The following is a 14,357-nucleotide window of genomic DNA, read 5'->3' as shown; positions in this document are numbered from 1 at the left end:
GCCCCTATCCGCGAAGCGAATAGCCGACCCCCCGGACCGTCTGCAGCGGATCGTCGAGCCCGTCGATCGCGAGCTTGAGCCGCAGCCGGCAGATATAGACCTCGACCAGATTCTTGCTGGTTTCGAAATCATAGCCCCACACCCGCTCGAGCAGCATCGCGCGGGTCATCACCGTATCGGCGTTGCGCGCCAGTTCGGCGAGCAAGTTGAATTCGATCTTCGCCAGGTCGATCGCCTTGCCGGCGCGCCAGGCGCGAAACCGCTTCGGGCTGATGATGATATCGCCGGCGCGGATCGTGTCGCCGTCGCCCGAGGTCCAGCCCCGCGCCCGCAGCAGCGCATTGAGCCGGGCATCGAGTTCGGCGGTCGCCACCGGCTTGACGACATAGTCGTCGGCGCCGGCATCGAGCCCCTCGACCTTCTCGGTCGCCCGCTGCAGCGCGCTCAGCATGATGATCGGCAGGGTCATATTGTCGCGGCGCAGGCTGTGGAGCACCGAGATGCCGTCGACATGCGGCAGCATGCGATCGAGGATCACCGCGTCGAACCGGTCGCGGCCGACGACATCGAGCGCCTCGCGGCCATCGGCGGCGATCGTCACGACATGGTCGAGCTCGCGCAATTCGTCGGCGAGCATCGTCGCCAGCGGCGCATCGTCTTCCACGATCAACAGATTCAGGCTCATCGCACACTCGAGTCGGTTAGGGCGCTGTTCGACGGCGCGAGGTTCTCCATAGCCCTAACATGCCGGTCGGACCATAGCGGCCGGCACCGCCGGATCATGCCGCGCGGGCGATCCGCACCGCGACCGATTTGTAGCTCGGGGTCCCGCTCGCCCGGTCATGATCGTACAGGTCGATCAGGCAATTCGCCTCGGGATAATAAGCCGCGACCGATCCCGGCGCGATATCGTGCGCGACGATCGTCTGGCCGGCGAGCACCCGCCCCGGCCCCGCCGATATGTCGACCCGGTCGCCATGGGCGAGCCCCAGCGCGGCGATGTCGCGCTGGTGCATGAACAGCACGTCGCGCCGCCCGGTGATGCCGCGATAGCGGTCGTTCAGCCCGTAGATGGTGGTGTTGTACTGGTCGTGGCTGCGGATCGTGGTGAGCGTCAGCGCGCCGTCGTCGCGACCGTCATCCTCGTCGGTGCCGGCAAAGACGAGGAAATGCGCCTTGCCGTCGGGTGTGTCCCATATCCGCTGCGACGCGCCGACCCGCAGTCGGAACCCGCCGGGCTGGCGGATCCGGACATTATAGTCGAAGAAATCGGGGAAGACCCGCTCGATGCCGTCGCGGATCAGGTCGTAATCGGCCGCCATCGCCTCCCAGGCGATCGCGCTGTCGGGCAGGGTCGCGCGGGCGATGCCGGCGACGATCGCGGGTTCGGATCGCAACGCCGGCGACGCCGGGCGGATGCGGCCGCGCGAGGCGTGGACCATCGACATCGTGTCCTCGACGGTGACCGCCTGCCCGCGTCCATCCTGCTCGTCATATTCGGTGCGGCCCAGGCAGGGCAGGATGAGGCTGTGCCGCGCGGCGAGCAGCGCGGTGCGGTTGAGCTTGGTGATGATGTTGACCGACAGGTCGAGCTTGCGGAACGCGGCGAAGCAGCGTTCGGGATCGGGCATCGCCACCGCCAGATTGCCGCCCAGGCCGATGAAGGCGCGCGAGCGGCCATCGGCCATCGCCGCGAGCGCCTCGACCGCATTATGGCCATGGTTGCGCGGCGCGCTGATTCCGAACGCCGCGTCGAGCCGCGCCAGGAAAGCCTCGGTCGGGATTTCGGTGATCCCGACGGTGCGATCGCCCTGGACGTTGCTGTGGCCGCGCAGCGGGCAGATCCCCGCGCCGGGCCGGCCGATATTGCCGCGCAGCAGCAGCAGATTGGCGATCTGCTGGACATTTTCGGTGCCGTGACGGTGCTGGGTGATGCCCATGCCGTAACAGACGATCACCCGCTCGGCGCGCCAATAGACCTCGGCCATCGCCTCGATCTGCGCCCGGGCGAGCCCCGAACGGCGTTCGATGTCGGCCCAGCCGGTCGCGTCGATGTCGGCGACCAGCGCGTCGATGCCGCTGGTGTGTTCGGCGATGAAGGCGCGGTCGAGCAGCCCTTCGCCGCCGGTGCCGCGGTTCATCGCGTCGGCGGCGAACAACGCCTTCATCATGCCCTTGAGCATCGCCGCGTCGCCGCCGACCCGGACCTGATAATAAGCGGAGGCGAGCGGGGTCGACGACAGCGTCGCCATCTCGATCGGGTTCTGCGGCGCCTGGAAACGTTCGAGCCCGCGTTCCTTGAGCGGATTGGCGACGATGATCGGCACCCCGCGGCGCGCGGCTTCGCGCAGGGTCGTCAGCATCCGCGGATGGTTGGTCCCCGGATTATGGCCGAGGCAGAAGATCGCGTCGGCATGGTCGAAATCCTCGAGCGTCACCGTCGCCTTGCCGACCCCGATCGACTTGGGCAGCCCGACGCTGGTCGCCTCGTGGCACATGTTCGAACAATCGGGGAAATTGTTGGTCCCGAACGCCCGCGCGAGCAACTGGTAGAGGAAGGCCGCCTCGTTCGACGCCCGGCCCGAGGTGTAGAATTCGGCCTGGTCGGGATGGTCGAGCGCGCGCAGCCGTTCGCCGATCGTCGCGAACGCTTCCTCCCACGATATCGGCACATAATGGTCGGTCGCGGGATCGTAGCGCAGCGGATCGGTCAGCCGACCGGCATCCTCGAGCGCATGATCGGTCCAGCCCCATAGGTCGGAAACCTTATGTTCGGCGAAGAAGGCCGGCGGCACCCGCTTGACGGTCGCCTCCCAGGTGACCGCCTTGGCGCCATTCTCGCAGAATTCGAACGAGGATGTGTGTTTCGGATCGGGCCAGGCGCAGCCCGGACAGTCGAAGCCGTCGGACTGGTTCATCTGGAGCAGCGCGCGGGTATCGGTGCTCGCCCCCATCTGGTCGCGCACCGCGCGGGCGACCGCGCCGAGCGCGCCCCAGCCGCCCGCCGGTCCCGAATAAGCGTGGACGCCGTCGACCGATCGATCCGCCATGCACCTGCCTCCTTCGCCTGCCAGCCCGCTCGTCATGAACCTGCGGCGACGGCGGGGCCATCATACGAAGGTTGCGGTCGGTCGGAGCAACGCGTCACCAACGGATGAAATGCCAGACCGTTCTCTTCGTTCGACACGAACGGATTGAAGTTCAACGTCCTTATATCAGTCGCCGACCTGCGCCGCGCCGATCAGCGCGGAGGCGCCGGTCATGATCAGGCTCAGCCCCGCCAGCAGCGACACCAGGCCGAGATCGAGCCGCGCAAAAGCCAGCAGCAGATAGAGCGACAGGATCAGGTCGAACATCCCGATCAGAATCAGCGACACCCGCCCGCCCCGATGGCGCAGGCCCGCGGCGATCTCCAGCGCGCCGCACAGCCCGAACCACAGGCTGAGCGTCCACAGCAGCACGTCGGCGCCCGCGAGCGGCAGGACCATCACCGCGCAGCCGAAGACGAGGCTGGCCAGGCCGAGCACGCAATCGAGCCAATCGCCGCCCGCGCGCAGATGGCGGATGCCGAAGACGATTCCGGTCGATCCTCCGGCGATCAGCGTCCAGCCGAGGACATAGCCGACCGCCAGGCTGCCGAGCAGCGGGAAGGCGCAGGCACACAGGCCGAGCCCGATCATCATCAGCCCCTGGACGATCGACGCGGTGCGCGTTCGGCCCGACACGGCATCGAAACCCCGCGCTGCGATATCGGCGCTCATGGCCGGCTCGGCCAATATAAGATGATGTTCATGCCAGCCTCCAGGATCGAAGCGATCGTCCTGAAGCGATCTACGATCAACGGCGCGCGATCGCGATCATACCGAGATATGGGGTGAAACCGCATGGGAGGGCGCGCGGGGCGCCGCCGCGGTACCGCGTGCGACCCGATCGATCAGGCCCGCATAGACATCGAAGGCGGCGTCCAGCCCGAACGCCGCCGCCCGGTCGCCGGGCAGTGCCCGGTCGTCGGACAATTGCACGAGCAGCGCGTCGGCCAGTGCCTGCGCCGAGACACCGTCGAACAGCAGCCCGAACCGCCCGTCGCCGAGCACCTGCGCGGCGTCGCCGGCCAATCGCGACGCGACCACCGGGATTCCGACCGCAAGCGCCTCGAGCAGGGCAACAGAAGAGCCTTCCCAGCGCGAGGGCAGCGCGAAGACGCCGGCTCGCGCCAACCAGGCGAAGACATTGTCGGTCTCGCCGGCGAGCAGCATGTCGTCGCCCAACCCCAGCGTCGCCGCATGCGCCGTCAGCCGGTCGCGCTCGGCCGCGGTGCCGCCGCCGAGGATCGCCAGCCGGATGCGGCGCTGCGACCGCGCGAGCGCCACCGCCTCGATCAGCAGGTCGAAATTTTTCTGCGGACGCAGCCGGCCGATGCCGAGCACCAGCGGCACCGGCTCGTCGAACCAGCGATGCGGCGACGGCGCCTGCGCCAGTTGCCGAGCGCGATCGAGATCGACCCCGCTGGCGACCTCGATCGCGCGGCCATCGGCGATGGCGGCGGCGAACAGCGGCAGCCGGCCCATCGCGGTGCCGACGATCGCGATCGCATCGGCATCGCCCAGCAGCGCCTTCATCCACGCCATCCGGATCCGGCCGCGCAATCCGTCGGGGCGCGCGATCTCGTTGCTGATCCGGTAGATGCGCCGGATGTCGCGGCGCCCGATCGTCGCGAAAAAGGGGGTCTGGTGCCCCATATTGCCCATCGACAGCAGCACCGCCCCCTTTGGCCGGCCGCGCAGCCAGCGGCGCAGCGGCGCGACCGCCGCCAGCCGGGGCAGCGGTCGCCGGCCCGGACACAATATCACCAGGTCGAAGCCCCCCCGGGCCGCCTCGGCCTGGAAGAAGCCGTCGCCATAGCCGGCGACCAGCGTCGTCGGCCGGGTCTTCGCGAGATGGGCGGCGAGCAGCATGGCGTCGCGCACCACCCCGCTGGTCCGCAGATCGTGAACATAGAGAATGACGTCGCGCATGCCTGACCCGAAACCATCTGACCCGAAAGCGTCACCTTAGCCCGGCTATATGACGGTCATGCGCAACCGGGCGCGAGCGGTGCGGACGACCCATGGGATATGATCGGCTCTATTTTCTGAAAAAGGCGTTCGCGCTCTACCCGGGGGTGGTGCAGCCGATCTCGGCGGATGTGCTCGCCGACCATTATCGCCGCCGCCGCCAGCGCCGCGGCCCGGCACGAGCGGCACTCGACGCGATCGTCGGCAGCCTGTTCCATCTGTGGATTCCGTGGCGGGCACGGCGGGTGCAGCGCCAGTTCGCGCTCGACGACGACTGGCGGCGCCGGGCGATCTCGATCGCCCGCGAACGCTTCGCCGACCCGAACGACATCGCCCTGTTCCGGATCGAGGATGCCGAGGCGCTCGCTTCCTATATTCGCCGATTCGAGGATGCCGCGATCAACAAGCGGCTGAATCCGCTGGGCTGGACCGACGATTGCGCGCTCGCCGACAAGGCGCGCTTCGCCGAACGCTGCCGCGAGGCCGGGCTGCCGCATGCCGAAAGCGTCGCGACCGTCGATCGCGGCCGCATCGACCTGCTCGCCGATCCGGCGGGCGCGATGCTGGTGGCGAAGCCCGTCGACGGCGAAGGCGGCGGCGGCGTGCGCATGCTCGGCGCCTTCGCCGATCCCGGCGCGCTGCACGCGGCGCTCGCCGCGCTCGGCCGGCAGGCGCGCGGACGGCTGGTCGTCCAGCGGCGAATCGAGACCCACCCGGCGCTCGCCGACCTCGCGCTCAACGCGCTGCCGACGGTGCGGATCGTGACGATGCTCGACGAGCGCGGCCGTCCCGAACTGGTCAGCGCCACCTTCCGCTGCGCCTCCGACTCGGCGGCGCGGATCGACAATATGAAGGCCGGCGGGCTGATCGTCCCGGTCGACCTGACCCGCGGCACGCTGGGCCTCGCCTGCCGGGGCTATGGCGGCGGCGATCATAGGACCCACCCGGTGACCGGGGCGCCGATCGCCGGCCGCGCCCTGCCCGACTGGAGCGCCGCGGTCGCGCTGACGCTGCGCGCACATGCCGCGGCGTTCGGCGACTATCGGCTGATCGGCTGGGACGTCGCGGCGACCGCGCAGGGGCCGGTGCTGATCGAGGGCAATGGCAAGCCCGGCATATTGATGCCGCAGCGCGCGGCGCGGCAGGGCCTGGCGCAAGGTCGTTACGGCGCGCTCATCGCTCATCACCTCGCAACCGAAATGTAGCTTCGCCGTCACACGCCGGGGTTATTTTCAGCCCGGAACCGCCAAAGATGGGCTGCCCCGCGATCCTTGCCGGGCATCGGCGGTCTGGAGACGATATGACATTTTCCGCGGCGCCGCGTGCGCTTCCCGCGGCGGCGAAGCGCGCCCTGCGGATCCTGCTGGTCGCCAAGCATGTCCATTGGGACGGCGGTCTTCATCCCAGCGACGGGACCCACGCCACCTATCATCGCGAGATGCGGCAGGTGCTCGAGGAAATCGGCGTCAACCTCGCGCTCGCCGACAGCTACGACGTGCTGTTCGACCGGTGCGACACCGATTTCGTCTTCCCGCTGCTCAACCGCGGCGGCTTCCTCAATTCGGAGATGCTGCTGCCGCTGCTGTGCCAGCGGCGCGGCCTGCCCTATCTCGGCGCGAGCCCGATCCTGCGCGGGCTGGCGGACGACAAGCATCTCGCCAAGCAGTCGGCGCGCGCCCGCGGCGTCCCGACCGCGCCCTGGGCGATCTATCGCCGGGGCGCGGATATCGACCGGGCGCAATGCCCGCCGGCACGCCGCCACGTCATCAAGCCCAATGCCTCCTCGGCAAGCTGGGGGATCAGCGCAGCAGACGACTGGGACGAGGTCCGCGCCGCGGTGCTGCGCCTCCACGACGAGGGCCATGACGCGATCGTCGAGCCATTCGTCGCCGGCCATGACATCGAGGTGTCGGTGATCACCGTCGACGGCGCACCGATGATCCTGCCGACCCAGATCGTCGAGCAGGACGATCCCGCGCTGCTGCGCACCTATCAGGAGAAGCGCAATCTCGTCGGCGGCCAGGCCTATCTGATCCGCGCGCTCGAGGATGGCCGCTTCCGCGCCACCGCCGAGCGCCAGGCGCTCGCGCTGATGCCCGAATATATGCCGTTCGATTATGGCCGGTTCGAGTTCCGGCTCGACATCGCCAGCGGCCGGGTCGAGTTCATGGAGGTCAACCTCAACTGCAACCTGTGGTCGCGCAAGACGATCGCGATGGCCGCCGGCCAGATCGGCTGGAGCCATGCCGAACTGATCGAGACGATCCTGACCGAAAGTCTGCGCCGCCAGGGACTGATCGAACGGGTGCTCGACCTTGCCGCGGCCTGACGGCCTCGCCGCGCCCTCCGGCTTCGTCGGGGTCGTGCTCGCCGCCCAGCGCGCGAGCATCGTCGATCCGCTCGCCGCCGAAGCGGGCATATCGCATAAATGCCTGGTGCCGATCGCCGGACGGCCGCTGATCGCGCATGTCGTCGCGGCGCTGCTGGCGACCCCGGGGCTCGGCCGGCTGCGGATCGTCGTCGAGCCCGACTGCAACGAGGCGATCGATGCGATCCTGCCGGCCCGTGGCGGTATCGGGGTCGAATATGTCGCTGCCGCCGCCAACCTCGCCGACAGCGTCCACGCCGCCTGCCATGATCTCGACCAGCCGATCGTCGTCACCACCGCCGACAATGTCTTGCTCACCCCCGGCGCGGTCGAGGCGATGGTCGAGGCGATCGTCGGCAATGGCACCGGCGGCGCCGACGCCGCGCTGGCGATGGCGCGCAAGGCGACCGTGCTCGCAGCACACCCCGAGGGCCAGCGCCGCTTCTACCGTTTCTCCGACGACGAATATTCGAACTGCAATCTCTACGCCTTTGCCGGGCGCCGGGCGATCTCGGCGGCCGAGAGCTTCCGCAGTGGCGGCCAGTTCGCCAAGAAGCCGCTGCGGCTGCTCGCCGCGGTCGGCCCGATCAACCTCGCTTTGCTGCTGATGCACCGGCTGTCGCTGGCGGGGGCGCTCGGACGGATGTCGCGCAAGTTCCGGCTGCGGATCGTGCCGGTGGTGCTGGCCGACGGCGCGCATGCGATCGACGTCGACAATCGCCGCACCTACGACGCCGCGGCAACGCTGCTCGAGCGGCGGCCAGCCTGCGAAGTCTCGGTACCCGCGCCGCGCGCTATGCTGTCCGCCTGAGATCGCGGCCTGCGACGCGCTTCGCAATCGTTGCCATTGCCAATATTCATTCATCTACAAGGAGTAATGCCGTAATTTTCCCGTAGGATCACAAGTGCACCATGCACGTTGGTGGCTTCGGAACTCTTCTCGACCCGAATGGGATTGTCGCGATGAAGAATATCGGAAGCAGCCAGCGGACCTATCTAGGGATAGTGACGCAGACGATCGACGGATATTGCGTCTGTTACCCGGATATTCCCGGGCATATCTGCCCGGGCACCAGTTTCAGGGATGCCTCGCAAAATGCCGAGGGCGCGCTGATCGAGCATCTGCGGATGCGCCATGACGACGCCGCCCATGGCCCGGAAGGTTCCGACTATCTGGGATCGGCCTGCCCGAGCGGCCGCGAGGTCGGGCGCATCCTCGTCGCGGTGCCCGCCCCGCTCGTGCTCGACGGTGACGATGCCCCGCCGCCCGAGCCCCCGTCGACGATGACCCGCTGGGCACGGTGGCTCGGCCGGTTCGCGGCGCGCCGGCGTCTCGTCATGCTGGCCGTGCCGCTGCTGTTCGCGGCACCGCTGCTCCACGCCAATGTCAGCCGGACCGACAATTTCGAGGCGCGGGCGCTCGCCGCGCATAATCGCGTGCGCGCCGAGGTCGGGGTGGCGCCGCTGGTCTGGGACCGGAGGCTCGCCGGCGACGCCGCGCTCTGGGCGCTCCATCTCGAACGGCTGGGCCATCTGGTCCATTCGCCGGACGACGACGATGCCGATCCCGAAGGCGAGAATCTGTGGGCCGGCACCCGCGGCCATTATCCGGTCGAGGCGATGGTCGGATTATGGGCGGCCGAGAAAAGCGATTTCAAGCCGGGGATCTTTCCCTTGAACAGCCGCAGCGGCGATGTCGACCGGGTCGGCCATTATACCCAGATGGTGTGGGGCTCGACGCGCAAGGTCGGCTGCGCGCTCGCCGAGGGCCGCGTCGACGAGTTCATGGTCTGCCGCTATGCCGAGGGCGGCAATGTGCTCGGCGAAAAGCCTTTTTAATCGCTCGACCGTCGGTCGCCGATCAGTTCGTCGAGCAGCGCCTCGCCCTCGGGCCACAGCGCGAGATCGGAGTCGGTGTTGATATGGCCGCACCGGCCGACATCGACCAGCCGGCTGTCCCAGTCGCGCGCCAGCGCCGCGAGGCTGTCGAAACTCGCATAGGGATCGTCGCGGCTCGCGACGAGGATCGACCGGAACGGCAACGGCCGGCGCGGCGCGGGCCGGAAGCTCGTGACCGCCGGATGCGCGCCCGGCCGGTCGACATCGGGCGGCGCCACCAGCAAAGCGCCTTCGACCCGCGCGAGCAGCCGCGGATCGGCCTCGGTCGCCCACCACGCCACCGCGAGGCAGCCGAGACTGTGCGCGACCAGCACGACCGGCGCGGTGCTCGCGCGGATGTCGCGGTCGAGCCGGTCGATCCACACGTCGCGCTCGGGGCGCGACCAGCAGCCGAGATCGACCCGGCGGCAATCGTCGCGGATGATCTCCCACAAGCTCTGCCAATGATCGGGGCCCGAATTGTCGAGACCGGGCACGATCAGGCAGATCGGCGCGTCGACCTTGCCGGTCGCAACAGGGATGTGGGTCTGTATCATCGGACTCGCTGCCATGTTCGCCATGATAGTGAGGATCGGCGCGGCGATCGGCAACCGCCACGCCCGATGGAATCTGTTGGACCCCTTTTAGATTATCTACCAAATAAGTAGATTAACTAACTCCGCAGCCGCCATCCGGTGCGGAAGATATAGGCGATCACCGCGATGCACAGCCCCATGAACAGCAGCGTCATCGCCAGGCTCAGCCCGACAGCGACGTCGGCCTTGCCGTAGAAGGCCCAGCGGAACCCGTTCACCAGATAGACGATCGGATTGAACAGGGTGACCGTCCGCCAGGCCGGCGGCAGCATCTGCACCGAATAGAAGGTGCCGCCGAGGAAGGTCAGCGGGGTTATGATCATGATCGGGACGATCTGCAGCTTCTCGAAGCCGTCGGCCCACAGCCCCAGGATGAAGCCGAACAGGCTGAAGCTGATCGACACCAGCACCAGGAAACCGATCATCCACAGCGGATGGAGAATCTCATAGGGCACGAAAATCCGCGCGGTCGCCAGGATGATGCTGCCGAGGATCACCGATTTGGTCGCCGCCGCACCGACATAGCCCATCAGCGCCTCGAGCGCCGAGACCGGTGCCGACAGCAGTTCGTAGATCGTGCCGGTGAAGCGCGGCAGATAGATGCCGAACGAGGCGTTGGCGACGCTTTCGGTGAGCAAGGTGAGCATGATCAGCCCGGGAACGATGAACGCGCCATATGGCACGCCGTCGATCGTCTGCATCCGCCCGCCGATCGCCGCGCCGAACACGATGAAATAGAGCGAGGTCGAGATCACCGGGGTGGCGAGGCTCTGAAACAGGGTGCGCCAGGTGCGTGCGAGCTCGAATTTGTAGATGGCGCGGACCGCGTGGAAATTCATGCCCGATTCCTCACAAGGTCGACGAATATTTCCTCGAGCGAGGAACGGCTCATGTCGATCGTCCGGAAGTCGATGCCCTCGGCGCCAAGCCATTTCACCAGATCGGCCACGCCCTGCTCCTCATGCTCGCCCTCCCCCGACAGCGTCATCACCAGTTCGGTGCCGTCGTCGGACAGCTGATATTGCTCGCCCGCCGGCAGACGCGCGGGATCGAGCGGGGCCTTGAGCCCGATGGTGACGCGGGTGCGGCCGAAGCGACGCATCAGGCTGTGCTTTTCCTCGACGAGGATGATCTCGCCCTTGTCGATCACCCCGACCCGGTCGGCCATCTCCTCGGCCTCCTCGATATAATGGGTGGTAAGGATGATGGTGACGCCCTTGTCGCGCAGCCGCCGCACCATCTCCCACATGTCGCGGCGCAGTTCGACATCGACCCCGGCGGTGGGTTCGTCGAGGAACAATATCTCGGGCTCGTGGCTCAGCGCCTTGGCGATCAGCACACGCCGCTTCATCCCCCCCGACAGCGCGCCGATCTTGGCGGCGCGCTTGTCCCACAGCGACAATTCGCGCAGTACCGCCTCGATATGCGCCTTGTTCCTGGGCTTGCCGAACAGGCCGCGGCTGAAGGCGATCGACTGTTCGACCTCGCCGAACATGTCGGTGGCGAGTTCCTGCGGCACCAGCCCGATCTTGGTGCGGGCGGCGCGATAATCGCGGGCGATGTCATGGCCATCGACGACGACGGTGCCGCCGGTCGCGCGCACCAGCCCGCAGACGACCCCGATCAGCGTCGTCTTGCCGGCGCCATTGGGGCCGAGCAAGGCGAAGATCTCCCCCTTGCGGATATCGAGATCGACCGATTTGAGCGCCTGATGGCCACCCTTGTAGGTTTTTTCGAGACCCCGGATGCTGACGACGATCTGGTCCGACGGGGCCGGCGGCGAATCCTGCTTTTGCGACATACGCCATTATGGCGCGCCGCAAGCGCGACGGCAAACCGCGATCGCTTCAATCCGGGGTTTAGTGGAAGCCGTCCTTGCCGAGCGACATGGCGTAGGCGATCAGCAGCATGATGCCGGCGAGCCCGACCCAGAAGACCTCGGGCCCCTCGATCTTGTACCAGGCGCGCCCGGCCATGTCGGTCGGCTTCGCCTTGCGGTGCGACGGTCGCCGGGTCTGCGCGACCCGCTTCGTCGCGCCCTTGTCGCGCGGCTTGAACGTCGATGGCCGGATCTGCGGCGGCTGACGAATGACTGGCATTGCTCCCCCCGGAACCATCCCCGAACTTGACGTTAAGGTTAACATTTCGGCGGTTTTGCGCAAGTCCCGCCCGCCGGCAGGCCAAGTCGCTCAGAGTAAGGGATATTGTTGCCGCCACGAAACGTTCTCCGGCGAATCACACCGTTTCGCGTCAGACCGCCAGCAAGGCCTTGGCGCGCACCGTCGCGGCGCGCGTATCGACCGCGAGCCGTTTGACCTCGGCGGCGACCACCGCGAACCCGCGCCCGGCATCGCCGGCGCGCGCGGCCTCGATCGTCGCGTTGAGGGCGAGCAGATTGGTCTGCTCGGCGATCTCGCTGATCCATTCGACGATCGCGCGGACCTCGCCGGCCATCGCCTCGAGATCCTGCCCACGGCGCTCGATTTCGGCCATCATCGCCTGGCGGCGGTCTTCGTTCGCCTGGTTGTCGCGGTGCTGGGCGCTGACATCGACCCCGAACAGCGCGAAGCCGGTCATCGCGCCGTCGTCGCCGAAGATCGGGACATAGGTCGCGCGCATCCAGATCTCGCCGCCGTCCTGGCTGATCCGGCAATAGCGCCCGCTCTGATGCTCGCCGCGGCACAGCCCGTTCCAGCGATCGTCATAGGCCTGCGAGGCGACCTCGTCGGCCGAACAGAAGATGCGATGATATTGGCCGACGATCTCGTCGAGCCGATAGCCGAACAGCGCCAGGAAATTGGCGTTGGCGTGCGCCACCTTCCCCTCGAGGTCGAAGAAGACCGCGGCGTTCGACTGATCGACCGCGCGCCAGATCGCATCGGCACGCCCCGCGGCGGCGAAATCCCCAGCAACGATCGAACGCGACGAACCCGACATGCCTCGCCCGATACCGCGCCATGCTAAACAGGGCGTTAATCAGAACGAGGCCCGGGATCGGTCGCCATTCGGTTCAGGCCGCCATTTGCAGCCCGGCATGGACCGAATGGCGGCAGATCCTATTCGAAGCCCATGAGGCTGAGGACTTCCTTGCGACTCCGCTCATCCTCGCGGAACACGCCCATCATCCGGCTGGTGGTCATCTTGACCCCGGGGGTGCGGACGCCGCGCGCGGTCATGCAGGCATGGCTCGCCTCGATCACCACCGCGACCCCGACCGGCTCGAGATGGGTCCAGATGCAGTCGGCGACCTCGGCGGTCAGCCGTTCCTGGATCTGCAGCCGGCGGGCGAAGCCGTGCAGCACCCGTGCCAGCTTCGAGATGCCGACCACCCTCTTGTCGGGCAGATAGGCGATATGGGCGTGGCCGATGATCGGCGCCATATGATGTTCGCAGTGCGACTGGAACGGAATGTCCTTGAGCAGCACGATCTCGTCATAGCCGCCGACCTCTTCGAAGGTCCGGGTCAGGTGGTGCGCGGGATCCTCGCCATAGCCCTGGCAATATTCGCGCCAGGCGCGGCCGACCCGCGCAGGCGTGTCGAGCAGCCCTTCGCGGTCGGGATCGTCGCCCGACCAGCGGATCAGCGTGCGGATCGCGTCCTGCACGTCACCGGGGACGATCAGCTTGCCGTCGGCGCCGATGCCGACCGATTCCTCGTCCTCACCCAAGATCGACATATTTTCCTGATCCTCAGCCTGTCCGTTTCTGGTTGAACGCATATAGGGCGGTTTTCGGCCAATGCACGCCGCCGCCGCGGTAATCGCCGGCCTAGTTCGGCCACATCCGCCGGAATTCGGGCTCGCGATCGATGAACTGGTGTTTGAGCGCACCGGCGATGTGCAGGACGATCACCCAGAACAGGAGATAGCCGGCATATTGGTGGATCGCCCCGAACAGATCGTGCCAATAGTCCTTCTGCTCGACCGTCAGCCGCTGGAAATAGGCGATCCGCGGCCATTCGAAGGTGCCGAAGAAGAACATCGGATGGGTGTCGGCATCCTTCCACGCCGAATCCATCAGCCAGCCGGTCAGCGGCATCAGCGCCATGAACACATAGAGCCCGAAATGGACGATGTGCGCGGCGGCCTTTTCCCACAGCGCCATGCCCGAAGCGAATGGCGGCGGCTTGTGCCCGAGCCGCCACAATATCCGCAGCAGGACGAGGCCGAGCACGGCGATGCCGGTCGACTTGTGCGTATCGAGCACCGGCCGGATCCAGTCGTCGGGCAGCTTGGTGAAGAACAGTCCGACCAGGAGATTGCCGATCATCAGCACCGCGATGATCCAGTGAAGCAGGATCGCCGGGGTCGTGTAACGTGGCAATGACCTGTCGTTCGTCGTCATTCATCGGCTCCCTGGCGGACCGCTATTGCGGGCTTTTCGCAGAAGGATCATAGAGCGCCGGGCGAAACCCGCCAGCCGGTTCACCCGCGCTCCATGATTTTTCGAGACCAAGCCGCC

At 67.3% G+C, this 14,357-nt stretch carries 15 protein-coding genes; 4 read left to right on the top strand and 11 right to left on the bottom strand.

From position 1 onward, the window contains the following. Positions 1-4: 4 nt before the first annotated feature. The 4 genes from AC1RM6_RS05920 to AC1RM6_RS05905 all read right to left on the bottom strand — a co-directional run bounded on the left by AC1RM6_RS05920 (position 5) and on the right by AC1RM6_RS05905 (position 5,015). Positions 5-685 (bottom strand): response regulator transcription factor, encoded by a 681-nt coding sequence (locus AC1RM6_RS05920; RefSeq protein ID WP_493099016.1) that lies wholly within the window; start codon positions 683-685, stop codon positions 5-7. A 94-nt stretch (positions 686-779) separates the two neighbouring features. Next, on the bottom strand, positions 780-3,050 hold the full coding sequence (locus AC1RM6_RS05915; RefSeq protein ID WP_493099014.1) for an FdhF/YdeP family oxidoreductase: 2,271 nt from the start codon (positions 3,048-3,050) through the stop codon (positions 780-782). Positions 3,051-3,215: 165 nt separating this feature from the next. Further along, entirely contained in the window at positions 3,216-3,761 is a 546-nt protein-coding gene (locus tag AC1RM6_RS05910) for an HdeD family acid-resistance protein (RefSeq protein ID WP_493099012.1), read from the bottom strand. 96 nt (positions 3,762-3,857) lie between these two features. Continuing rightward, positions 3,858-5,015, bottom strand: a complete 1,158-nt coding sequence (locus tag AC1RM6_RS05905) for a glycosyltransferase (protein WP_493099010.1) — start codon at positions 5,013-5,015, stop codon at positions 3,858-3,860. Positions 5,016-5,107: 92 nt separating this feature from the next. Here AC1RM6_RS05905 and AC1RM6_RS05900 point away from each other — a divergent pair, with 92 nt between their 5' ends. The 4 genes from AC1RM6_RS05900 to AC1RM6_RS05885 all read left to right on the top strand — a co-directional run bounded on the left by AC1RM6_RS05900 (position 5,108) and on the right by AC1RM6_RS05885 (position 9,261). Beyond that, a complete protein-coding gene (locus AC1RM6_RS05900; protein WP_493099008.1) occupies positions 5,108-6,259 on the top strand; it encodes a sugar-transfer associated ATP-grasp domain-containing protein in 1,152 nt (383 codons plus the stop codon). A gap of 95 nt (positions 6,260-6,354) precedes the next feature. Beyond that, positions 6,355-7,383, top strand: coding sequence for a D-alanine--D-alanine ligase family protein (locus AC1RM6_RS05895; protein WP_493099006.1), 1,029 nt, complete (start codon positions 6,355-6,357; stop codon positions 7,381-7,383). After that, entirely contained in the window at positions 7,370-8,233 is an 864-nt protein-coding gene (locus AC1RM6_RS05890) for an NTP transferase domain-containing protein (protein WP_493099005.1), read from the top strand. The genes AC1RM6_RS05895 and AC1RM6_RS05890 overlap by 14 nt, the downstream gene beginning before the upstream one ends. 152 nt (positions 8,234-8,385) lie before the next feature. After that, positions 8,386-9,261, top strand: a complete 876-nt coding sequence (locus AC1RM6_RS05885; protein ID WP_493099003.1) for a CAP domain-containing protein — start codon at positions 8,386-8,388, stop codon at positions 9,259-9,261. Here AC1RM6_RS05885 and AC1RM6_RS05880 read toward each other — a convergent pair. The 7 genes from AC1RM6_RS05880 to AC1RM6_RS05850 form a co-directional block, all read right to left on the bottom strand. Next, positions 9,258-9,857 (bottom strand): RBBP9/YdeN family alpha/beta hydrolase, encoded by a 600-nt coding sequence (locus AC1RM6_RS05880; RefSeq protein ID WP_493099001.1) that lies wholly within the window; start codon positions 9,855-9,857, stop codon positions 9,258-9,260. The two genes, AC1RM6_RS05885 and AC1RM6_RS05880, sit on opposite strands and share 4 nt — an antisense overlap. 116 nt (positions 9,858-9,973) lie before the next feature. Continuing rightward, entirely contained in the window at positions 9,974-10,735 is a 762-nt protein-coding gene (locus tag AC1RM6_RS05875; RefSeq protein WP_493098999.1) for an ABC transporter permease, read from the bottom strand. Beyond that, on the bottom strand, positions 10,732-11,697 hold the full coding sequence (locus tag AC1RM6_RS05870; protein WP_493098997.1) for an ABC transporter ATP-binding protein: 966 nt from the start codon (positions 11,695-11,697) through the stop codon (positions 10,732-10,734). The genes AC1RM6_RS05875 and AC1RM6_RS05870 overlap by 4 nt, the downstream gene beginning before the upstream one ends. 58 nt (positions 11,698-11,755) lie before the next feature. Next, positions 11,756-11,995, bottom strand: a complete 240-nt coding sequence (locus AC1RM6_RS05865) for a hypothetical protein (RefSeq protein ID WP_493098995.1) — start codon at positions 11,993-11,995, stop codon at positions 11,756-11,758. A 151-nt stretch (positions 11,996-12,146) separates the two neighbouring features. Continuing rightward, entirely contained in the window at positions 12,147-12,833 is a 687-nt protein-coding gene (locus tag AC1RM6_RS05860) for a methyl-accepting chemotaxis protein (protein WP_493098993.1), read from the bottom strand. A gap of 119 nt (positions 12,834-12,952) precedes the next feature. After that, positions 12,953-13,573 (bottom strand): GTP cyclohydrolase I FolE, encoded by a 621-nt coding sequence (gene folE / locus AC1RM6_RS05855; protein ID WP_493098991.1) that lies wholly within the window; start codon positions 13,571-13,573, stop codon positions 12,953-12,955. 91 nt (positions 13,574-13,664) lie between these two features. Then, positions 13,665-14,240 carry a cytochrome b gene (locus tag AC1RM6_RS05850; protein WP_493098989.1) on the bottom strand — a complete coding sequence of 192 codons (576 nt, stop codon included), beginning with the start codon at positions 14,238-14,240 and terminating at the stop codon, positions 13,665-13,667. Positions 14,241-14,357: the final 117 nt, after the last annotated feature.

It is taken from the genome of Rhizorhabdus sp. GW822-FHT03C02 (genome assembly GCF_058801765.1).
This window is presented reverse-complemented; position numbering and strand designations above follow the sequence as displayed.